The sequence below is a fragment of the Kordiimonas sediminis genome (assembly GCF_014656395.1).
GTDB lineage: Bacteria > Pseudomonadota > Alphaproteobacteria > Sphingomonadales > Kordiimonadaceae > Kordiimonas_A > Kordiimonas_A sediminis.
The window spans coordinates 355,530-375,945 of record NZ_BNCI01000001.1 but is presented as its reverse complement, the minus strand read 5'-3'; the positions used below and the strand labels follow the sequence as shown (position 1 = coordinate 375,945).

The following is a 20,416-nucleotide window of genomic DNA, read 5'->3' as shown; positions in this document are numbered from 1 at the left end:
ATATATGATCAGAACGCTACGGTTTTTATTGCAACTTTTTGGCCTGGCAGCACGTATGCGCCGGTACGGTGCCATACGGTCGCTGACTCATATTGAAATGGTTCCGCGGTGGGCGCCAACAACCTTGCGGATTCTGACATTTTATATTCCGCGCAAAGTCTCTTTGCCTGATGATGATGGGGAAAGACTTGCAGCGGCCCTCGCCGGGATGGGGCCTGCCTATATTAAGCTGGGGCAGACACTGGCTACGCGGCCTGATGTTATCGGGCATAAACTGGCCAAAGGTCTGACCGCTCTGCAGGACAGGTTGCCACCATTTTCCGGTGCTCTTGCCATTGATATTATTGAAACGGAACTGGGCGGCACGCTTGCTGATCATTTCAGCAGTTTTGAAACTGACGCCATCGCTGCAGCGTCGATTGCACAGGTGCACAAGGCGGTAACCACTGATGGGCAGGCTGTCGCGGTCAAGGTTCGTCGTCCGGGGATCGAAGGACGCTTTAAAAAAGATATTGCCCTGTTTGACTGGCTTGCAACACTTGCGGAAACGCATGTCCCGACGGCTAAAAGGCTGCGACTTCGCTCAGTTGTGGATAAACTGCGGGAGACAGTTTCGCAGGAAATGGACATGCGGATCGAAGGCGCTGCGGCGACAGAACTTTCCCAGAATATGAAAGGCGAAAGCGGTTACCGTGTGCCAGTGATTGACTGGGCGCGTACCGGGTCGATGGTCCTGACCCTTGAATGGGTGGACGGCATTCGTCTGGCTGATTCTGAGAAACTGCAAGCGGCTGGTCATGACCTTGAGTATCTGGGCGAGCGCGTGGTGCAGGTGTTTCTGAAGCAGGCAGTCCGGGACGGGTATTTTCATGCGGACCTGCATCAGGGCAACCTGATTGTCGAAGAAGACGGGACGATCGTTGCCATTGATTTTGGCATTATGGGGCGACTGAGCAAGAAAGAGCGCCGTTTTCTGGCAGAGATTCTTTACGGCTTTATCATGCGCGATTACCGCAGGGTGGCAGAAGTTCATTTTGATGCAGGGTATGTACCGCGCGAACAGTCGGTCGAGGAATTCTCTGTTGCGTTGCGGGCGATCGCGGACCCAATTCTTGATCTGCCGGTTGAGGAAATTTCAGCGGGGGCACTCCTTGCACAGTTATTTGCCACAACAGAACGTTTTAAAATGCAGACCCAGCCGCAGCTGTTATTGTTACAGCGAACCATGGTGATGGCCGAAGGAATGGCGCTGCACCTGAACCCTAAGACGAATATGTGGCAAACGTCGCGTCCTGTCCTTGAAGGCTGGATACGGGATAATCTGTCCCCCGAAGCGCGGTTGGCTGATTTCATTGTGTCTCTGCCGCGCCTGCTGGAAAGACTGCCAACAACCCTTGAGAGACTTTCTGAGGAAAAGAAGACACCGGAAGTAGAGCCGATAGTCATTGAAAAGGGGACAGGTACGCTTGGCGTGTTGATAATCTTTGCTTTGGGAATTGTGCTTGGTACCTATCTAACAGCACTTTGAATTGCGGGGGATGAGAATTCATCCTATATCAGAAGTCCGGAATTACTCATAAAAGGCGCCTTTCAATGCAACCAACTGATCTGACCGGTAAATCTATCCTTCTTATCATTGGCGGCGGTGTGGCTGCCTATAAGTCCCTTGATTTGGCTCGGCGTTTGATGGAACGCGGGGCCAGCGTTAAAGGTATTCTTACCAAAGGGGGCGCTGAATTTATCACGCCTTTGTCCGTCGCAAGTCTGACAGGGCATGAATGTTATATGGACCTGTTCAGCCTGAAAGACGAGGCAGAGATGGGACATATCCGTCTGAGCCGTGAAGCTGACCTTATTTTAGTGTGTCCGGCAACGGCCGACTTGATGGCGAAAATGGCACACGGCCTGGCCGGTGATTTGGCAAGCACGGTATTGCTGGCAACGGACAAGCCAGTGATGGTTGCCCCTGCGATGAATGCACAAATGTGGGTCCACCCAGCAACCAAGCGGAATGTGGAAACCCTTAAAGGGGACGGCATATTGTTTGTTGACCCCGGATCAGGGATGCTTGCATGCGGCGAGGTAGGTCCCGGCCGGTTGGCAGAAATTCCGGATATTCTTTCCGCGGTGGATGACTTCTTTGCCGGTGGTTCGGCTTATCCCCTGAAAGGCCGAAAGGTTATTGTGACCGCAGGCCCCACACACGAACCGATTGATCCGGTGCGCTATATCGCCAACAGATCGTCAGGAAAGCAGGGTTTCGAGATTGCAGGCGCTTTGGCGCGTTTGGGGGCAGACGTTGTCCTGGTGGCAGGTCCGACAATTGAACATACACCAGACGGTGTGACCCGTGTTGATGTTGAAACCGCGTGGCAGATGCAGGCTGCCGTCCGTAAAGCGTTACCCGCCGATACGGTGATTTGTGTGGCGGCTGTTGCGGACTGGCGTGTGGACGCAGAAGCAGAACAGAAAATGAAGAAAACGCGCGACGGTTTGCCCAATCTGACCCTTGTGGAAAATCCCGATATTCTTGCGGGAATTTCCATTATGACCACCGGACGGCCGGAACTGGTGATTGGTTTCGCAGCCGAAACAGAAAATGTTGTTGAACATGCGAGGGCGAAGCGCGATCGCAAAAAATGTGACTGGATCGTCGCCAATGATGTGTCCGGCGCGACCGGGATCATGGGCGGTACTGAAAATCAGGTGTATCTGATTACCGAGGATTCAGAAGAAGCTTGGCCAAGAGCGGGCAAAGATTTAGTGGCGGCAAAGCTGGCCGACAAAATAGCAGAAAGATTAGGATAAATTCATGGGGCACATGGACTGTAAAATTAACGTTGTAACGCTGGACCACGGCAAGGGGTTACCGCTACCCAAGTATGAAACATCTGATAGTGCGGGCATGGATTTATATGCAGCCCTGGGTGAGGGGGAGACGATTACCCTTGGGCCGCTTGAGCGGGCGTTAATCCCAACGGGACTGGCCATGGCCCTGCCGCATGCGTATGAAGCGCAGGTGCGCCCCCGGTCCGGGCTTGCCGCGAAAAACGGTGTTACTGTTGCGAACTCTCCGGGCACGATTGATGCCGATTACCGCGGTGAAGTGAAGGTTATTCTGGTGAATTTGTCCAATGATCCTTTCACGATTGAGCGGGGCATGCGCGTTGCGCAGATGGTGATTGCCCCTGTCACACAAGGTACGTGGGTTGAAGTTGAAAACCTGGATGAGACCGAGCGCGGTACAGGTGGTTTTGGTAGCACAGGAACCCACTGATGAGCTTGCTGGATTTCAGTGATGAGCAGCTAGAGCGTTATTCCCGTCACCTTGTCCTTAAGGAAATTGGCGGGGCAGGGCAGCTTGCTTTATTGAAGTCCAAAGTGCTTGTGATCGGCGCCGGGGGGCTTGGGTCGCCGCTTTTGATGTATTTGGCTGCGGCTGGTGTTGGCACCATCGGTATTATCGATGATGACCGCGTTGATATTTCTAATCTGCAGCGACAGATCATTCATACGACAGACCGTATTGGTGCGGCAAAAGTGGACAGTGCGGAAATTTCCCTGTCTGCCATTAACCCGGATGTACGTGTTGTTAAATATAGTGACCGACTGACAGCCGATAATGCGGCGCAGATTATTGCGACGTATGATCTGGTCGCTGATGGCTGCGATAACTTTGCGACAAGGCTCCTGGTCAGTGATACCTGCGTGGCACTTGGTATAACGCTTGTCTCCGCGGCACTTGGTCCGTTTGAAGCGCATCTGGCAACTTTCAAACCCCACAAGGGGGACGAATTGCCTTGCTACCGGTGTTATATGCCCGAACTGCCGGGTGATGATCAGAACCGAACGTGCGCTGATACCGGCATAATCGGCGCGGTCGCCGGTGTGGCCGGCTCTATGCAGGCGCTCGAAGTCGTGAAGGAAATTACAGGTGCCGGGGACAGTCTGGCTGGCAAGTTTCTGATTTTTGATGCGCTATCCATGCGGTCCCGGCTGATTAAATTGCCGAAAGACCCTGCGTGCCCATCTTGCGGGAAGAGTGTAGGCCATGTCTAAAAAATACCCGATGACCCTTATTATCCTGTCGCCTGACGTTGATAAAATTCATATGGCGATGACGCTGGCGGTCACTGCGGCGTCGGAGGGTCGACCAACCAGCCTGTTTTTCGCGAAAAAGGCAGCGGACGTTTTAACGCGCGGCGGCTGGGACCGGCTGTGTCAGGCAGAAGGATACGCAGCCGGTGCGTTTGATGCCCATCACGAAAACGCGGGGTTGCCTGATTTTGCCCTTCTTGCACAAGCGCTTGGCGCCGTGAATGCCCGGTTTCTGATCTGTGATGCTGCGGTCACGGAATACGGCATAACCAGTGACCAGCTTCTTAGCCATCCACATATAGAAGTCCTGAGCCTCGGAGAACTCCTTAAGCAAGGTTTCGGCGGGGACTGGATGACTTTTTAAAAAGTAGGGGTGCGACCAGACAGATCCATCAGAAAAGGGCACTGTCTGGTATTGTTTCAGCCCTAGGAAAACCTAGCGCATATTGCGTGGGCGTTCGAGCGGATATGTACCTAAAATCCGAACCCGTTTGGCATGGAAACGCAGTTCCTCCATCGCGCGTGCAACATTTGCCATTGATTCGTCGCCAACAATGTCAGCATAGAATTCGGTCGCGGTGAAACTATCTGTTTCATAGTAGCTCTCAAGCTTGGTCATATTAACAGTGTTTGTCGCAAACCCGCCCAAGGCTTTATAGAGCGCGGCTGGGATATTTTTAACCTCGAACGTGAAACTGGTCATCGTCGCACCCGAGATATCGTCAATCACCAAAGGCGTTTTCGACAAGACGACAAAGCGCGTCGTATTATGTCCCTGATCCTGGAGGTTTTCTTTGATCACCTGCAAGTCATACACGTCTGCGGCCAGTTTGCTTGCAATGGCGCCAACACTTGGGTCACCTGCTTCTGCGATATGTTTTGCAGCCCCTGCAGTATCGGCAAAAGGAATCGGTGCCAGATTCATCGACCGCAGTGTTTCGCGGCACTGACCAAGGGCCTGCACGTGGCTTGTAACAGTCTTAAGAGACGTAGCATCAGCCTGTTTTGTTGCAAGCAGACAGTGGCGGATTGTTTCAAAATGTTCACCAATGATGAAAAGACCGCTGCCAGGCAGGAGCATATGGATGTCTGCCACCCGTCCTGCAGTCGAGTTTTCAATAGGAATCATGGCAAGTTTGGCCGCGCCGTTTTTCACCGCGTCAAGGGCGTCATCAAAACTGGGGCAGGGTAGAACATCCATGTCCGGAAACTTGGCCTTGGCCGCCATGTGAGAGTAGGCACCAAGTTCGCCCTGAAAGGCGATAAGCGTATCGGGATTTTTTTCTGTAACGGACATAATGTTGCGTAGACCTTATCAAATGGCATAAATAAACTGTGCGATTTGTGCCAATGGGAGGGGTATATGTCAATTCTCTGGCACTGCTTCCGGCCAATAAAACCTGAAAAAAGGCATTTTTTTGCCGAATCACGCGAAATGTGGCAAAAGACGACTTGAATTTCGTACGTAGGAACGGTTATTGTCGCGCCGAATAAGCAGACGTTTACATGCGTGTCTGCGTCGTTGCTAATCTCGGCCCTTTTGAGTGAGGCCAGTTAAGGAGAAGTACCCGTGGATTCTTTTGAGTGGAATAAGGTCTTTGGGGCCGTAATCGCAAGTGCTTTGGTTATTATGGTGATTTCTACCGTATCTGGAATGGTATATCCTGAAAACCATCCTGAAAAACCAGCATACACGATTGAAGTGGCAAGCGCTGAAGGTGCTGAAGAAGCTGTTGAAGAGCAAGGCCCAACATTAGCTGAGCTGATGGTTGGTGCAAGCGCTGACAAAGGCGAGCGCCAGTTCGCGAAATGTAAAGCGTGTCACACCGTTGAAAAAGGTGGCCGTCAGGGCACTGGTCCAAACCTGTACGGTTTGATTGGTCGTGCTGTAGCGTCTGTGGACGGGTTTAAATATTCAAGCGCGGTTGCTGATCATGGTGGTGAGTGGACATATGAGCTGCTGGATCACTGGTTGGAAAATCCAAAAACGGCAATTCCTGGCAACTCTATGTCATTTGCCGGTATTCGTAAGCCTGACCAGCGTGCTGACCTGATAGCGTATCTGCGTTCCTTTGCAGACAGTCCTGCACCACTTCCAACTGTGGAAGCAGTTGAAGAAGCTGTGGAAGAAGCAACTGAAGAAGTTGCAGAAACCGTAGAAGGTGCGGTTGAAGGCCAGTAAAGCTTTCCCAAACTTTTGAAGCAATTGAAACGGCGTGCCAGTGGTGCGCCGTTATTTTTTGCGGGATGGTCACCGTGTGGCGGTTAAATGTGTAGGCGCTTAAAACCAGAGAAGGATGGTTTGTCCGTATCGGCTGCCACCCACGCGGTAACATCCACAAGGGGATCAATCGTCACTGCCATGTTGGTGGCATTTGCATGCAGGATATGTGTTTCACTAACCATATAGCCTACGTGTCCTGGGAAGAAGGCAAGGTCGCCTTTCCGCGGGATGTCATTGGTATCAAGATGTGTGCCAAGTGATTCCCACTGCATACCGCTATCACGCAGGGTGCGAATACCCGCTTGTGCACAGCTTATCTGCACAAGGCCACTACAGTCGATGCCGGCAGCACTGCGGCTACCCCATAGATACGGCGTTCCCAAAAACTGCATGGCAAAATCAAGGGGGTCGGCGTCATAATCACCCAGTCTCCGAACATGGCCTGAGAATATCCAGCTGCCGTCCTCAATCCTGAAATACCGCTTTTCTGTATCAGTGACAGTGATCAGCGCACCAGCGGACAAATGATGGACCGGGCTTGCCTTCAAATGCGGGCGGTCATAGGTATGGGCAGACTTCACCGCAATATAGTGCGTCGGCGCAGAAGGAGGCTCAGAGAGTGCATCCGCCAGTATCCATCCCGTATAATTATCTGTCAGCGATATGACTTTACACCATGTCCCGTCTGACGCGACCACCTGCACTAATTCCCCAAACAGAAGCTCGTTGATGGTTTGGCCACTACCGTCAGGCTCTGCTTTCATTGGTGTGCGGGCGCTACACACAGAATGTGTGGCGGCGGATGGTGAGGAAAGACTGGGATGACTGTTGACTAAACCGGTAGGATCGATCAGATCAGGCATCTTCAGCATCCAGCCGTCTTTCTGCTTCGACAAGTATGTCTGATAGTTCAGACAGGAAAACAGCCCCTTTTACTGTGCGTGCAACAGTAATGCTGCGTTTGTCATTTTCGTCCGGCAGGCGTTTCAGCAGGTCCAGTTTACCAAGTGTGTCTAGCGCACGGGTGATAACCGGCTTAGTAACTTTCAATTCTTTGGCAAGACCGCGAACGGTATGGGGTGGTTCCGTCATATAGACACTTAAAAGAACCGACATTTGGCGCATGGTCAGATCTGGGTGGGAAGACCGAACGTCACTTAACATTGCTTCCCGCCATAATCGCAGCATCTTTGGATTAGTTTTTTCGCTCATAACTTCCCCCGTCTCAATACAGCATAGGGTCCTTGCAGAAACCTTGCTGATGCAAGGCAATATCTAAGACTGTCCAGTTTCCCCCATGGGAATAGACTAACGCGAAAGCATCTTGTGTGCAATCACAAGGATTTAGGAAGCAGTAAAGCGACTTTTGATAAGCCCGTACACGGCGCGCAGTGCCTGTGCTTCACCGCCTTTGGGGCGACCCGGGCGTGCGCTTTGGTTCCAAGCGAATACATCCAGATGCAACCAGTCTGTGCCTTCGGTGATGAAACGCTGCAGATAAAGTGCGGCCGTGATGGAGCCGGCAAAAGGGCTTTCAGAAATGTTGCTAAGGTCGGCAATATTGCTATCAAGCTGGCTGTCATAATCACCGTAAAGGGGCAGACGCCATAAAGGATCAGCTGCTTCTTTTGAGCAGTTTTCAAGCGTGTTCCAGACGTCCTCTGAATTGGTATAGGTCGCCGGCAAGTCGGCCCCCAGCGCGACCCGGGCGGCGCCGGTCAGTGTTGCAAAATCAATCAGCAGTTCCGGGCTTTCCTCGCAGGCAAGGGTAAGCGCGTCACAAAGAACCAGGCGGCCCTCAGCGTCGGTATTTCCGTTTTCGACGGTTAGTCCTTTGCGGGTGTTCAGGATGTCGCCCGGACGGAAGGCATTACCGTCAACCGCATTTTCGACGGCGGAAATCAGTACGCGGAGCCGGATATCAACATTGGTTGTCATCAAAAGACGTGCGAGCCCAAGAACATGTGCAGCACCGCCCATGTCTTTTTTCATCCAGCGCATAAACTGCGATGGTTTCAGGTCAAGTCCGCCCGTGTCAAAGCAAACCCCCTTGCCAACCAGTGTAACTTTGGGGGCATCTTCACGGCCCCAGCATAGATCAATAATGCGGGGTTCGCGTCCAGCCGCTGCGGCGCGGCCTACCGTATGAATAGCAGGGAAGTTTTCATCCAGAAGGTCATCGCCGATGATCGTCTGGCAGGTAGCGCCAAATTCTTCGGCCAATGCTTCAGCAGTGTCCTGAAGGTCCGTTGGTCCCATATCTTCGGTTGGCGTGTTGACCAGATCGCGAACCAGCGTGATTGCCTCTGCTTCTGCACCAGCCTGTTTACCGCAAAAGCCGTCCGGCAGCATCAAAACGGGGCACTTGTCAGACTTTGGCGTTTTATAGCGGTCAAAACTGTATTTACCCAGCATCCATGCAACGACATGGGCGTGGGTTGTCTCGGTATTGGCGATGACATAACGCCCGCTTTCAAGCGCAGAGGATACTTTCGCCAGCGCCCAGAAATCTCCGTCTTTTACGCTGGCGACAACCCCTGCCAGAGCACCGTCCTGATCCATAAAGGTGGCATGGCTACCCGGTTTTGCGTCAAAGCCGGTCGCTGTAAGCCACTTTTTCTGGGGTCCAGTCAGAGTGTCCAGACTTTCGAAGGCGTCGATACCAGACACCAGATACACAGGAACTGTGGATGACGTTGGGTCGTAAGCTGCAATGTATCTGGTAAGGTCCATGGGGTTACTCTTCTGCGACGATTGTTACCTGAAGACCTTCTAGGTCGTCAGTGACTTCGATCTGGCAGGAAAGGCGGCTTTCGCCCTGTTGATAATGCGGGCTGTCTTCAAGGAGCATTTGCTCATCATCATCCATGGGGTCCAGTTTGTCAGCAGCATCGCCACCAACATACACATGGCAGGTGCAGCAGCTGCAACAGCCCCCGCAAATGGCTGCGAGATCGTCAAAATCATTCTCGCGCAGTGATTCCATCAATGAAAGACCAACCTCTGCGTCAATTGCACGGCTCTCGCCGGAAAGATCAGTTACAGTTACTCTAGGCATAAAGCAAACCCCACTTTGTTGCATTGCGTCAATAGTCTTGTAATCAACTGAAATTTGCTCCGGAAATCAAGATCAAAAACAGGGTTTTTATTCTGTGTATAAAAATTATCGTCGAATATGATGCGATACGTCTGTACTGTTATTCAGATAAAAAGAGGCCGACCACAAGGGCCGGCCTAAGTCACACCCATAGGGGGTGTGAGGGACAAATGGAAGGCGCCGGTCCGGCGGACCGAGCCGGCAACTAGTCTTACTCGGCAGCCTGAACAGACGGGTTGCTTGTGTCTTCGAATTGGTTCATCGTGTTGTCTTTACCAGACGCTTTCAGCGCTGCTTCACCGGCAAAATACTCTTTGTGATCATCACCAATGTCAGAGCCGGCCATATTCTGGTGCTTCACACAGGCGATACCTTGACGAATTTCCTGACGCTGAACCTGCTTCACGTAACCAAGCATTGCTTCTTCTCCGAAGTAGCGTTTTGCAAGATTGTCAGTGGACAGAGCTGCAGTGTGATACGTTGGCAGGGTAATCAGGTGGTGGAAGATGCCAGCACGTTTTGCGCCGTCTTTCTGGAATGTACGGATTTTCTCGTCCGCTTCTGCTGCCAGATCGGTGTCGTCATACTCAACGCTCATCAGTTTAGCGCGGTCGTAAGCAGATACGTCCTTACCAGCTGCCTCCCATGCATCGAATATCTGCTGGCGGAAGTTCAGGGTCCAGTTAAAGGATGGTGAGTTGTTATAAACCAGTTTCGCATTCGGGATCACTTCGCGGATACGGTCAACCATGCCTGCGATCTGCTCAACGTGTGGCTTTTCAGTTTCAATCCATAACAGATCAGCACCGTGCTGAAGTGACGTAATACAGTCAAGAACACAGCGGTCCTCGCCCGTGCCAGGCTTGAACTGGAACAGGTTGGACGGCAGGCGTTTTGGACGCATCAATTTACCGTCGCGGGTGATAACAACATCGTTTGGTGCAAGGTCGGCTGCCGACACTTCTTCACAGTCCAGGAAGCTATTGTACTGATCGCCGATATCACCAGGTTCTTTGGAGAAAGCAATCTGTTTGGTCAGGCCAGCGCCAAGGCTGTCTGTGCGGGTAACAATAACACCGTCTTCTACGCCCAGTTCGAGGAAGGCATAGCGGCATGCGCGTACTTTCGCGAGGAAATCTTCGTGCGGCACTGTTACTTTACCGTCCTGGTGGCCACACTGTTTCTCGTCGGAAACCTGATTTTCAATCTGCAGGGCGCAGGCACCGGCTTCGATCATTTTCTTGGCAAGCAAGTACGTTGCTTCGGCGTTACCAAAACCTGCATCAATGTCAGCAATGATTGGAACAACATGGGTCTCGAAATTATCAATCTTGTCCATGATGTCTTTCTCGCGCGCTTCGTCACCTGCAGCGCGTGCTTCGTCCAGGTCTTTGAACAGCAGGCCAAGTTCGCGTGCGTCTGCTTGCTTCAGGAAGGTGTAAAGTTCTTCGATCAGGGCAGGCACAGAAGTTTTCTCGTGCATGGACTGGTCCGGTAGCGGGCCAAAGTCAGACCGCAGCGCAGCAACCATCCAACCAGAAAGATACAGGTACCGGCCTTTTGTGCTGCCAAAATGCTTCTTGATAGAAATCATCTTTTGCTGGCCAATGAAGCCGTGCCAGCATCCCAATGACTGGGTATAGTTTGCAGGGTCTGCGTCATAAGCGGCCATATCCTGGCGCATGATCTTGGCCGTGTACCGGGCAATATCAAGGCCGGAATGGAAGCGGTTCTGAGCACGCATCCGGGCGACAGATTCGGCATTAATACCGTCCCATGTACCCTTGTAGCCGCTGATCAGATTTTGAATACTTGCGATATTGTCATTGTAGTTCATTGTCTTGCCTGCGTCTGTAGTTGCTTTACTCATTGGTCGTACTCCGTTCAGAAAAGTGGGGATTATTTAATTAGTTCATAAGCCGGGGTTGTCAGGAACTCTGCCAGACTGTCGGCGAAGGAAAGCTCAAGGAACAGGGCGCCAGCCTCGTCATACCGACCGCTGTCGTAGCGGTCTGCGCCGACTTCGGCTTTGATGGCAGCCATTTCTTCCTCGTAAAGGTCTTTGACAAGTGCCTGTGTGACGGTCTGACCGTCCGCCAGCTTTGTCTTGTGATACAGTTGCTGCCAAATCTGCGTCCGGCCGATCTCAGCCGTTGCGGCATCTTCCATCAGATTATAAAGAGGGACAGCACCGCGTCCGGAAATCCAGGCTTCCAGATACTGGACGCCAATACGAATATTCTCTTTCAGACCGTCCGTTGTTGCATCGCCTTCGTGTGGGCGCAGCAGATCTTCCTGTGTGATGGTGATGTCGGTGCGCAGATTATCAATCTGGTTTTTGCCCGGCATGATCTTGTCGAATGCCTCTTTAGCAAGCGCGACCATGCCTGGGTGGGCAACCCACGTACCGTCGTGACCATTGTTGGCTTCGCGTTCTTTGTCGGCCCGGACCTTGCCGTATGCAATTTCATTGGCTGCATCGTCGCCCTTGACCGGGATTTGGGCAGCCATGCCGCCCATGGCGTGGGCACCACGTTTGTGACAAGTCTGGATCAGCAAGAGGCTGTAAGCCTTCAGGAAGGCTTCGCCCATGACAATCTTGCCGCGGTCAGGCAGTAGATAGGCTGCGTTTTTGCCAATCCGTTTGATGTAGCTGAAAATATAGTCCCAGCGACCACAGTTCAGACCAACGATATGGTCTTTCAGGGCATGCAGGATTTCGTCCATCTGGAAGGCCGCAGGCAGCGTTTCAATCAGGACAGTGACTTTGACAGTGCCGTGCGGAATTCCAAGGGCATTTTCAGCAAAGCTGATGGCATCATCCCACAATTTTGCTTCCTTGTGGTTTTCCATTTTAGGCAGATAAAAATACGGCGCTTTGCCTGCGTCCAGAAGGGCTTTGGCGTTGTGATACATAAACAACCCAAAATCAAACAGACCAGCGGAAATGGGCTTGCCGTTCAGGCAGGCATGGGCCTCCGTCATGTGCCAGCCGCGCGGGCGCACTTTCAGTACCGCCGTTTTCTTGGCCATCTCGTAGTTTTTACCGCTTTTCGGGTCCGTGTAGGCAAGCTGACCGCGGGCATAGTCATACATATTGATCTGGCCGGACACCATATTGTCCCACGTGGGAGAAGAGGCATCTTCAAAATCCGCCATGAAAACATTGGCGCCGGAGTTGAAGGCATTGATCATCATTTTACGGTCAACAGGGCCGGTGATTTCTACCCGGCGGTCCTGCAGGTCATCCGGGGTTCCGGCAATTTGCCAGTCTCCGTCACGAATATCGCGAGTTTCAGGGTCAAAATCGGGCAGGCTGCCCGCATCATACTCTTCCTGCTTGCTTGCCCGGTCTTCGAGCAACTGTTCCCGACGGGTACCAAACTCTGCCTCCAGCTCTGCGACAAACGCGAGTGCATCACCGGTTAGTACGCGGCTGTAAAGCTCCTCCATGGGAGCGATGATCTCAAGCGGAAAAGGCGCTTCTTTTTGCTGTGCAGATGTTGACATTTTTTGGTCCTTTAAATCAAAACAAGAAATATAATTACCGTATAAGGCATTTTATATTTCATAATGTTACCGCAATAAAAAGAACTATTGATACAAAAAGAGTTCCATTGTATGACTAAGTAAATGTCAAAAAGTAAAAATGTAAAATTTGTAAATGGTAGATTTTTCACAAAAGAAGATTTTTGCGGGTCCCCGTATTAGACGACTTCGGCGCGAGCTGGGCCTGTCCCAGTCGCAAATGGCGGGTGAGCTTGGCTTTTCAACCAGTTATCTCAATCTGGTGGAGCGTAATCAGCGCCCTGTCTCTGCCCAGTTTCTGCTGCGCCTTGCTGAGGTCTATGACATTGAATTAACGGCGTTTGCCGGTACGGACGAAGCGCGCGCCTTTGCTGATCTGTTGGAAATTTTATCAGATCCGCTCTTTAAAAATCTCGCCATGTCCCGGGGGGAGATACAGGATTTCGCCGATACATCACCCAAGTCGGTTGAGGCATTTACGATTCTCTACCGGGCATTCCGGCAGGCCAACCAGAATGCCACCGACCTGTCCAGTAAGGTGCTGGAGGGCGGCGCCCTTGCCGCAGAAGGTCAATTTCCTGTGGATGAGGTGCGTGATTTTATCCACGAACGTAAGAATCACTTCTCAGAACTGGATGAAGCTGCCGAGTCGCTGAATACGGAGCTGGGTTTGTCGCGTGAAGATGCCATGATGGCCCTGACCGCCAGACTGGATGAAGAATTTCAGGTGCGTGTACGGGTCATGCCGTACGAAGTCATGCCGGAAACTTTGCGGCACTTTGATTTGCACCGCCGTCAGTTGCAGTTAAGCGAAATGCTGGATGGACCGGCTCGTTTGTTCCAGATAGCGTTTCAGATTGCCATGCTGGAATACCGTCCGGTGATCCAGCGGATTGTGGACGGACACCCGTTTGCGACAGAAGAGGCAAAAAGACTGGCACGTATATCACTGGCCAATTATTTCGCCGGTGCGCTTTTAATGCCTTACAGCCGATTTTTGCAGGATGCGAAAACACTTAGGTATGACATTGAGCATCTAGGTCGCCGTTACGGCACAAGCTTTGAGCAGGTTTGTCATAGACTGTCCACGCTGCAAAGGCCGGGGGAGCGGGGTATTCCTTTCTTCTTTATCCGGGTTGATAAGGCCGGGAATGTGTCCAAGCGGTTCTCTGCCGGCAAGTTTCATTTCAGCCGGTTTGGTGGTACGTGCCCACTGTGGAATGTGCATGATACCTTTGCCAACCCCGGCAGGATCGCGACCCAGATTATTCAGATGCCGGATAATACGACCTATTTTTCCGTTGCGCGCACCGTGCACAAGGTTGGTGCGGTCTACGGGGCCCCGGATCAACAGCTGGGGATCGCACTTGGATGTGATATTACGTATGCCAAGGATCTTATCTACGCGAAGGGCCATAATCTGGAGCATCTGGACGCAACCCCGGTTGGCCCGAACTGCCGATTGTGCGAACGTCCTGCGTGTCCGCAGCGGTCCAATCCGCCACTGACAAAATCACTGGTGCTGGACGAACGGAGCCGGGGGGTATCCAGTTACAGATTTTCGCAGGAATAGTGCGGAAATCCATTGCGAAAAACACCAGCCTGCCGTAGCGTCACCCTCTTGAAATTCTTTAATGGTAAGCGGGACTTTTATGACTATCAATGTGCTTGATCTTTTTAATATCGGTATTGGCCCTTCAAGTTCACACACGGTAGGTCCGATGCGTGCGGCGCATCAGTTCCTGGAAACCCTTGAGGCGCTGACATCGGTTGCCAGAGTTGAGGTCCGTTTGTTTGGGTCACTGGGTGCTACCGGGCGTGGGCACGGGTCAGATACGGCGATTATCCTTGGGTTGATGGGGGCAAGCCCCGAAGATGTGGATGTTGATGCCATACCGGGCATGATCGACGAGGTGCGCAGCACGAAAACACTGGCCCTGAATGGCGACCATAAAATCCCGTTTGAAGAAGACACGGATTTATTATTGTTGCCGCGGGAACGGCTGCCCTTCCATCCAAATGGTATGGAGTTTCAGGTTTTTGATGCAGCCGGTGCAAAACTACACGGTGCAATTTATTACTCTATCGGCGGCGGGTTTATCGTGGACGAATCCGAGGCCCGTGACGACAGTTTCCATACAGAAGATCCAAAAGTACGCTATCCCTTCACGTCGGGTGCGGAACTGCTGGCGCACTGTAAGGCGTCCGGTAAGTCGATCAGCGAGATTATGCTGTGTAACGAATCTGCCCGTCGCAGTCGCGCGCAGGTGCGGGCGCAGCTTCTGGAAGTCTGGCGGGTAATGCAGGAATGTGTGAACCGGGGCTGTACAACGCGTGGAGCCATGCCGGGACTGAATGTACGGCGCCGGGCAGCGGATATGTATGACCAGCTTGCCGGAAGGCCGGAGAAAGCGCTGACCGATCCACTGACAATTCTGGACTGGGTGAATCTGTATGCACTGGCTGTGAACGAGGAAAATGCCGTTGGCGGCCGCGTGGTGACTGCGCCCACAAATGGGGCAGCGGGTATTATCCCCGCCGTGCTTCACTATTACACACGGTTTTGCCCGCATGCGAGCGAAGACGGCGTGGTGAAATTTCTGCTGACCGCTGGGGCTGTTGGTATTTTATTTAAGGAAAATGCATCCATATCCGGCGCAGAAGTTGGCTGTCAGGGAGAGGTGGGAAGCGCCTGTTCCATGGCAGCAGCGGGGTTGACTGAAGTGTTGGGCGGTACGCCCGAGCAGGTTGAAAATGCTGCCGAAATTGGTATGGAACATAATCTTGGACTGACCTGCGATCCAATCGGCGGGTTGGTGCAGGTACCCTGTATTGAACGAAATGCCATGGCATCTATCAAGGCGATCAATGCGGCACGGCTTGCCTTGCGCGGTGACGGTGAACATTTTGTATCGCTGGACAAGGTCATTCGCACCATGCGCATCACCGGCCGTGACATGAAATCGAAATACAAGGAAACGGCGCAGGGCGGTCTGGCTGTGACAGTGCCGATTACTTCAAACGTTGTGGACTGTTGATGCGTGTTCGGCCGGATGTTGCCGACCGTATTTATGCCCTGGTGCGCCATGTGCAATTTGGGGAGGTGGCAAGCTACGGAATGATTGCAAGCCTGCTGCCAGGTGTAACCGCACGGATGGTTGGTACCGCAATGTCGGGCGCCCCGCAGGATGTGCCGTGGCAGCGGATTATCAATAGCGGTGGTAAGATCAGTGATCGGGATGGTGCGGATCGCCAGCGACTGCGGTTGGAAGAAGAAGGTGTCAGCTTTTCACCTTCTGGCCGAATCAGTTGGAAGCAGCACGGCTGGGCTGGACCATCCGATGACTGGCTTGCAAGTGTGGGACTTGAAATCCCCGAGTATCTGGCAATTACCCAGGCATGGCCGGGTCGCAGATAAACACCTGAAATCCTGCTGGTATTTTCCTGTTTCGGGCGGTACGCTTTCCCTATGCGTTAGGGAATGTACTGAAAATGTTTTCATTCAATCACAGTGAAAATCACCATGCCTGTCACCGCAAACGCGGGAAGACCCTTGGCGTTCCTGAACTTATTGCCATTGCGCTTGGGGGTATGGTCGGCGGCGGTATCTTTACGGTACTTGGTATTTCAGTTTCTCTGATCGGGGTGTACACGCCGGTTGCAATAACACTTGGCGGGATGCTGGCGGCATTGGCTGCCTATTCCTACATAAAGCTTGGTGTTTTTTATAAGGATGAAGGGGCAACCTATTCGTTCTTTAAGCGGACCTTCCCCGGATCCCATATTGCCGCGTCCCTTATCGGATGGTGGGTTATGTTCGGCTATATCAGCACCATGGCGCTATATGCTTATACCTTTGCATCCTATGCAATCAGCGGGTTTGCCTTTGCAGATAGTGAGATGACCCGCAAACTGGTTGCAGGAGCAGTTTTGCTTATTTTCACCCTTGTAAATGTCTGGAGCGTGAAGGGTATGGGCAAGATTGAGGATGTTATTGTCTATACCAAGCTTATTATTCTGACAGTGATCTCCTTTGTGCTGGTGAACAATAGCCAGACAAGCCTACCGGTCTTGTTCGAGGAAGCGCGTGATGTTGGTCTGGCAACTATTCTCATTGTTTCGTCCCTGACTTTTGTATCCTATGAAGGGTTTCAGCTGGTGATCAATGCCGTGAAGGAAATGGACGAACCAGAAAGGAATATCCCCAAGGCGATCTATACCTCCCTGTTTCTGGCAGTTGTGATTTATGTGGTGATTTCCTTTGGTGCGATGTTGGCAATTCCGACAGCAGAGATTGTCCAAAACAAAGAATATGCGCTGGCGGCGGGTGCGGGGAATGTCCTTGGGCATTGGGGGTCGGATTTGGTTGTTCTGGGTGCCCTTCTGGCAACAAGCAGTGCTATCAGCGGCACGGTGTTTGGTGCGTCTCGGCAGATGGCGGTAATTGCCCGCGACGGTTTCTTCCCGTCTTTTCTGGGCAGACGGGTAAACGGTATCCCGGTCTATTCAATATTTGCCATTTCGGGGCTGGCATTTTTGCTGGTGCTCGCGGGCAATCTGCAGGTCATTCTGGAATTTGGTAGTGTAACCTTTCTTTTAGTGTCCTTGTTGATGGCGATTGCAAATTTGAAAATTCGCCACAAAACCGGGTCGTCTCTTTTGCTGACGTCCTTTGCAGTCGTGGCACTGTTGGTCGGCACCATGATGATATTTTATTATGAGTTCACCTTTCAGCCAGAACAGCTTCTGTTCATCGTGGGGCTATATGTTTTATTGACCATCTCATCCCTGGGGTTTTCCTTGCGAGGCAATAAGGTAGGGGCCAAATGACACAGGTACTGACAGCCATTGGCGGGATTGGTCTTTTCCTTTTAGGGATGTTGATCCTGACGGATGGGTTGAAAAGCCTGACAAGCAGGGTCCTGCGCAAAGTTTTGGCAACCTATACGCAAAGCCCGTTATCAGGTGCTGTAACAGGTGCAGGGATGACCGCGCTTATTCAGTCTTCAAGCGCAACTACGGTCACCACAGTCGGAATGGTCGGGGCTGGTTTGCTGACATTCCAGCAGGCACTGGGGATTATTTTTGGTGCTAATATCGGCACCACGGCTACCGGTTGGATTGTTGCACTTCTTGGATTTAAAATGGAACTGGGTGCTATCGTGATGCCCGGGATAATGATTGGTGTGCTGCTTCGTATGTTTGCAACAGGAAGGTGGCGTCACATCGGTTGGGTGATCGCAGGATTTAGCTTGATATTATTTGGTATTGATACCCTGCAGGCAGGGATGGCCGGTGTGGACCAGTATGTAACACCAGCTAGCTTTCCAGATGATACATACTTTGGCCGTTTCAAGCTTGTTCTGATTGGGATGGTAATTGTTGGAATAACCCAGTCTTCGAGCGCGGGTATTGCAACCGCCATGGTCGCGTTGGGGACGGGGGCGATAAACCTGCCGCAGGCAGCAGCCCTTGTAATCGGTATGGATGTGGGGACCACTTTTACTGCGGCACTTGCGACGTTTGGCGGATCTGTTGCAATGCGCCGAACCGGATTTGCGCATGTCATTTATAATGTGATGACGGCATGTGTTGCCTTCTTAATGCTTGGTCCATTTGCGTTGGTTGTTGATTGGTGGTTCGCCGGGGCTGAGATACCTGTGCAGGACGGAACAGGTTCAGTTCAGATGATGTTGGTGGCCTTTCATACTTTTTTTAACGGGCTGGGTGTCGTGTTGATTTTGCCGTTCACCAAGTCGTTCGCTCATTTTATTATGCGGCTGTTCCCTGAAAAAACGGCATCGCTGACAGACGAGCTGGACCCGGAATTATTACAGTCTGTGCCGGCGGCGCTCGCTGCTACACATTCAGTATTGTGCCGATTGTTTGCCGCGTTTGCCGATGCTTTGGATGACCGCTTAACTGGTCGAATGAAGCAACCAGCGGCGGGGCATGAAATTGCCAGACTGACCGTGGCGTTGAATGCACTTCATGATTTTGTCCAGCAAATTCCGGTTGGCAAAGGGGCAGAAGATGATGTGACCATAACGCTGGTTGATGATTTGCATATTCTTGATCATCTAAGCCGGTTGGCCTACCGCATGAACGAAGACGAGAAAATACACACGCTGTTAAAGGCCGGGGAGCAGTTGCCGTTCAGGGACAGGTTCCTTGATGGGCTGCGGCAGGCCAAAATTGACAGTATCACGGGAGAGGACGAACACTGTTTTCACCAATTGTATCGCGACATGAAACACTGGCGTGTCGAGGGTAGGCGGGAAACGATTAGCCTGATTGCGACGACACCGGACAAGGCGCCCGACCTGATTGCTAAACTGGATGCACAGCGCTGGGTTCTTCGCGTAACCTATCATTTATGGCGGATCACCCATCACATGCACAAAGTATCTCCATCCAGCTAGGACATGCTGATAAGAGGGGCATTTCGTTTGGAGTGATTTTCTACCTGGATTGTTCCTGCATAAGGGAGAGGAACCGACTGGTGATTGCTTTTTTCTGTGCGCCGTCAAGGGTGACCCCCATAATATCCACCTGATAATGCATGCCGTCGATAGGAATGACATGGAGCTGATTGTCCGCGTTACAGGCCGAAAGATAATCTTCGGCGATATATCCTAGGTAAAGACCGGTTTTGACCATGGCAACCAGCCCTTCGTAACTGTTGACCATTGGGCCGCGTTTCAGGCCGAGATCAGACAGGATGCGTCCCATTTTAGTTTCAAACTGTACCGTTACTGTATCGTAGGCGGATAGCATATCCGGCGTGATCGGCGATGTGGTGGTTCGAAGGGGATGCCTGTCATGATAACAAAGTCGTATGGTTTCCTGATACAGAGGTTGGTAGTATAGGTCTGACCGCCTGTCATGCACGGGCATGATGGCAATTTGTGCCCGTCTGTCTTCCAGCATGGGGAAAATCTGATCCATAGATGCAGTTTCAATGCGAACAGTTACGTTTGGTGCCACATGGCGAAAGGCTGTGATAGCGTCAGCCAGTTTCAAATCACGGTCCATCAGTGTGGTTTCTGCCACGACGACGACTAACTCGCCTTCCAGCGCATCATGAACATCGTGAATTTGCTGGCGGAAGGTCTGCAGCGCTGTCATCAGATCTTGTACATAACGAAACACTAGTGTGCCTTCATCGGTCAGCCAGAAGCCGGCGCGGCTGCGTTCACACAGCCGCAGCCCAAGACGGGTTTCAAGGTCGGTAAGCTGTCGACTGATAGTGCTGCTGTCTACGCCCAAATGCGCGGCAGCCTGTGTCAGTCCCCCATTTTCTACAATTGTAGAAAATATTCTGAGGAGCCTGATATCGACAGTATTGATCTGACCGGAAAATGATTTTGGCAACCTGTTCATAGGTGTTCTGCTTGGTGTTTCTGTTCCTGATCCAAGAAAGGATATAGCATGCATTTATATGTATAAAAATGCAAGTAATTGGTAAA

General features: G+C 51.9%; 19 protein-coding genes. 11 read left to right on the top strand and 8 right to left on the bottom strand.

Annotated elements, in window-relative coordinates; genetic code table 11:
• Window positions 1-4 precede the first annotated feature (4 nt).
• The 5 genes from ubiB to IE181_RS01720 all read left to right on the top strand — a co-directional run bounded on the left by ubiB (window position 5) and on the right by IE181_RS01720 (window position 4,462).
• The gene (ubiB, locus tag IE181_RS01740) at window positions 5-1,528 is read left to right on the top strand and encodes a 2-polyprenylphenol 6-hydroxylase (RefSeq protein WP_229819073.1); all 1,524 of its coding nucleotides are present in this window, start codon (window positions 5-7) and stop codon (window positions 1,526-1,528) included.
• Window positions 1,529-1,593: 65 nt separating this feature from the next.
• A complete protein-coding gene (gene coaBC / locus IE181_RS01735) occupies window positions 1,594-2,808 on the top strand; it encodes a bifunctional phosphopantothenoylcysteine decarboxylase/phosphopantothenate--cysteine ligase CoaBC (RefSeq protein WP_191249834.1) in 1,215 nt (404 codons plus the stop codon).
• A 13-nt stretch (window positions 2,809-2,821) separates the two neighbouring features.
• On the top strand, window positions 2,822-3,277 hold the full coding sequence (gene dut, locus IE181_RS01730) for a dUTP diphosphatase (RefSeq protein WP_191251482.1): 456 nt from the start codon (window positions 2,822-2,824) through the stop codon (window positions 3,275-3,277).
• Window positions 3,277-4,059 carry a HesA/MoeB/ThiF family protein gene (locus IE181_RS01725; protein WP_191249833.1) on the top strand — a complete coding sequence of 261 codons (783 nt, stop codon included), beginning with the start codon at window positions 3,277-3,279 and terminating at the stop codon, window positions 4,057-4,059. The genes dut and IE181_RS01725 overlap by 1 nt, the downstream gene beginning before the upstream one ends.
• Complete coding sequence (locus IE181_RS01720; protein ID WP_191249832.1) at window positions 4,052-4,462, top strand: DsrE family protein; 411 nt, start codon at window positions 4,052-4,054, stop codon at window positions 4,460-4,462. The genes IE181_RS01725 and IE181_RS01720 overlap by 8 nt, the downstream gene beginning before the upstream one ends.
• A 72-nt stretch (window positions 4,463-4,534) precedes the next feature.
• On the opposite strand, the gene IE181_RS01715 is transcribed toward IE181_RS01720, so the two are convergent.
• Window positions 4,535-5,395, bottom strand: a complete 861-nt coding sequence (locus IE181_RS01715; RefSeq protein WP_191249831.1) for a prephenate dehydratase — start codon at window positions 5,393-5,395, stop codon at window positions 4,535-4,537.
• A 273-nt stretch (window positions 5,396-5,668) separates the two neighbouring features.
• Here IE181_RS01715 and IE181_RS01710 point away from each other — a divergent pair, with 273 nt between their 5' ends.
• A complete protein-coding gene (locus IE181_RS01710; protein WP_191249830.1) occupies window positions 5,669-6,280 on the top strand; it encodes a c-type cytochrome in 612 nt (203 codons plus the stop codon).
• An 83-nt stretch (window positions 6,281-6,363) separates the two neighbouring features.
• On the opposite strand, the gene IE181_RS01705 is transcribed toward IE181_RS01710, so the two are convergent.
• From IE181_RS01705 to aceB, 6 genes are all read right to left on the bottom strand, one after another.
• Window positions 6,364-7,185 carry a C40 family peptidase gene (locus tag IE181_RS01705; protein ID WP_191249829.1) on the bottom strand — a complete coding sequence of 274 codons (822 nt, stop codon included), beginning with the start codon at window positions 7,183-7,185 and terminating at the stop codon, window positions 6,364-6,366.
• The gene (locus IE181_RS01700) at window positions 7,178-7,534 is read right to left on the bottom strand and encodes a MarR family transcriptional regulator (protein WP_229819068.1); all 357 of its coding nucleotides are present in this window, start codon (window positions 7,532-7,534) and stop codon (window positions 7,178-7,180) included. Before IE181_RS01700 ends, IE181_RS01705 begins: the two co-directional genes overlap by 8 nt.
• Before the next feature lie 132 nt (window positions 7,535-7,666).
• On the bottom strand, window positions 7,667-9,055 hold the full coding sequence (locus tag IE181_RS01695; protein WP_191249828.1) for a leucyl aminopeptidase family protein: 1,389 nt from the start codon (window positions 9,053-9,055) through the stop codon (window positions 7,667-7,669).
• 4 nt (window positions 9,056-9,059) lie between these two features.
• Window positions 9,060-9,380 (bottom strand): 2Fe-2S iron-sulfur cluster-binding protein, encoded by a 321-nt coding sequence (locus tag IE181_RS01690; protein ID WP_191249827.1) that lies wholly within the window; start codon window positions 9,378-9,380, stop codon window positions 9,060-9,062.
• Between the two features lie 250 nt (window positions 9,381-9,630).
• A complete protein-coding gene (locus tag IE181_RS01685) occupies window positions 9,631-11,256 on the bottom strand; it encodes an isocitrate lyase (protein ID WP_191251478.1) in 1,626 nt (541 codons plus the stop codon).
• A gap of 62 nt (window positions 11,257-11,318) precedes the next feature.
• The gene (aceB, locus tag IE181_RS01680) at window positions 11,319-12,929 is read right to left on the bottom strand and encodes a malate synthase A (protein ID WP_191249826.1); all 1,611 of its coding nucleotides are present in this window, start codon (window positions 12,927-12,929) and stop codon (window positions 11,319-11,321) included.
• Between the two features lie 154 nt (window positions 12,930-13,083).
• Here aceB and IE181_RS01675 point away from each other — a divergent pair, with 154 nt between their 5' ends.
• From IE181_RS01675 to IE181_RS01655, 5 genes are all read left to right on the top strand, one after another.
• On the top strand, window positions 13,084-14,520 hold the full coding sequence (locus IE181_RS01675) for a helix-turn-helix domain-containing protein (protein ID WP_191249825.1): 1,437 nt from the start codon (window positions 13,084-13,086) through the stop codon (window positions 14,518-14,520).
• A 79-nt stretch (window positions 14,521-14,599) separates the two neighbouring features.
• Window positions 14,600-15,985 (top strand): L-serine ammonia-lyase, encoded by a 1,386-nt coding sequence (locus IE181_RS01670; protein ID WP_191249824.1) that lies wholly within the window; start codon window positions 14,600-14,602, stop codon window positions 15,983-15,985.
• Window positions 15,985-16,365, top strand: coding sequence for an MGMT family protein (locus tag IE181_RS01665; RefSeq protein ID WP_191249823.1), 381 nt, complete (start codon window positions 15,985-15,987; stop codon window positions 16,363-16,365). The genes IE181_RS01670 and IE181_RS01665 overlap by 1 nt, the downstream gene beginning before the upstream one ends.
• Before the next feature lie 74 nt (window positions 16,366-16,439).
• Window positions 16,440-17,777: an APC family permease gene (locus IE181_RS01660; RefSeq protein WP_191249822.1), complete on the top strand. Its 1,338-nt coding sequence runs from the start codon at window positions 16,440-16,442 to the stop codon at window positions 17,775-17,777.
• Window positions 17,774-19,369 (top strand): Na/Pi cotransporter family protein, encoded by a 1,596-nt coding sequence (locus tag IE181_RS01655; protein WP_191249821.1) that lies wholly within the window; start codon window positions 17,774-17,776, stop codon window positions 19,367-19,369. The genes IE181_RS01660 and IE181_RS01655 overlap by 4 nt, the downstream gene beginning before the upstream one ends.
• Before the next feature lie 40 nt (window positions 19,370-19,409).
• Here the strand turns inward: IE181_RS01655 and IE181_RS01650 are convergent, their stop codons facing one another.
• Window positions 19,410-20,330, bottom strand: a complete 921-nt coding sequence (locus IE181_RS01650) for a LysR family transcriptional regulator (RefSeq protein WP_191249820.1) — start codon at window positions 20,328-20,330, stop codon at window positions 19,410-19,412.
• Window positions 20,331-20,416: the final 86 nt, after the last annotated feature.

Bases quoted from the DNA above. Each gene is read 5' to 3' on its own strand.
- ubiB (WP_229819073.1), top strand. From the start codon at position 5: ATGATCAGAACGCTACGGTTTTTATTGCAACTTTTTGGCCTGGCAGCA.
- coaBC (WP_191249834.1), top strand. From the start codon at position 1,594: ATGCAACCAACTGATCTGACCGGTAAATCTATCCTTCTTATCATTGGC.
- dut (WP_191251482.1), top strand. From the start codon at position 2,822: ATGGACTGTAAAATTAACGTTGTAACGCTGGACCACGGCAAGGGGTTA.
- IE181_RS01725 (WP_191249833.1), top strand. From the start codon at position 3,277: ATGAGCTTGCTGGATTTCAGTGATGAGCAGCTAGAGCGTTATTCCCGT.
- IE181_RS01720 (WP_191249832.1), top strand. From the start codon at position 4,052: ATGTCTAAAAAATACCCGATGACCCTTATTATCCTGTCGCCTGACGTT.
- IE181_RS01715 (WP_191249831.1), bottom strand. From the start codon at position 5,395: ATGTCCGTTACAGAAAAAAATCCCGATACGCTTATCGCCTTTCAGGGC.
- IE181_RS01705 (WP_191249829.1), bottom strand. From the start codon at position 7,185: ATGCCTGATCTGATCGATCCTACCGGTTTAGTCAACAGTCATCCCAGT.
- IE181_RS01700 (WP_229819068.1), bottom strand. From the start codon at position 7,534: ATGAGCGAAAAAACTAATCCAAAGATGCTGCGATTATGGCGGGAAGCA.
- IE181_RS01695 (WP_191249828.1), bottom strand. From the start codon at position 9,055: ATGGACCTTACCAGATACATTGCAGCTTACGACCCAACGTCATCCACA.
- IE181_RS01690 (WP_191249827.1), bottom strand. From the start codon at position 9,380: ATGCCTAGAGTAACTGTAACTGATCTTTCCGGCGAGAGCCGTGCAATT.
- IE181_RS01685 (WP_191251478.1), bottom strand. From the start codon at position 11,256: ATGAACTACAATGACAATATCGCAAGTATTCAAAATCTGATCAGCGGC.
- aceB (WP_191249826.1), bottom strand. From the start codon at position 12,929: ATGTCAACATCTGCACAGCAAAAAGAAGCGCCTTTTCCGCTTGAGATC.
- IE181_RS01675 (WP_191249825.1), top strand. From the start codon at position 13,084: ATGGTAGATTTTTCACAAAAGAAGATTTTTGCGGGTCCCCGTATTAGA.
- IE181_RS01670 (WP_191249824.1), top strand. From the start codon at position 14,600: ATGACTATCAATGTGCTTGATCTTTTTAATATCGGTATTGGCCCTTCA.
- IE181_RS01665 (WP_191249823.1), top strand. From the start codon at position 15,985: ATGCGTGTTCGGCCGGATGTTGCCGACCGTATTTATGCCCTGGTGCGC.
- IE181_RS01660 (WP_191249822.1), top strand. From the start codon at position 16,440: ATGTTTTCATTCAATCACAGTGAAAATCACCATGCCTGTCACCGCAAA.
- IE181_RS01655 (WP_191249821.1), top strand. From the start codon at position 17,774: ATGACACAGGTACTGACAGCCATTGGCGGGATTGGTCTTTTCCTTTTA.
- IE181_RS01650 (WP_191249820.1), bottom strand. From the start codon at position 20,330: ATGAACAGGTTGCCAAAATCATTTTCCGGTCAGATCAATACTGTCGAT.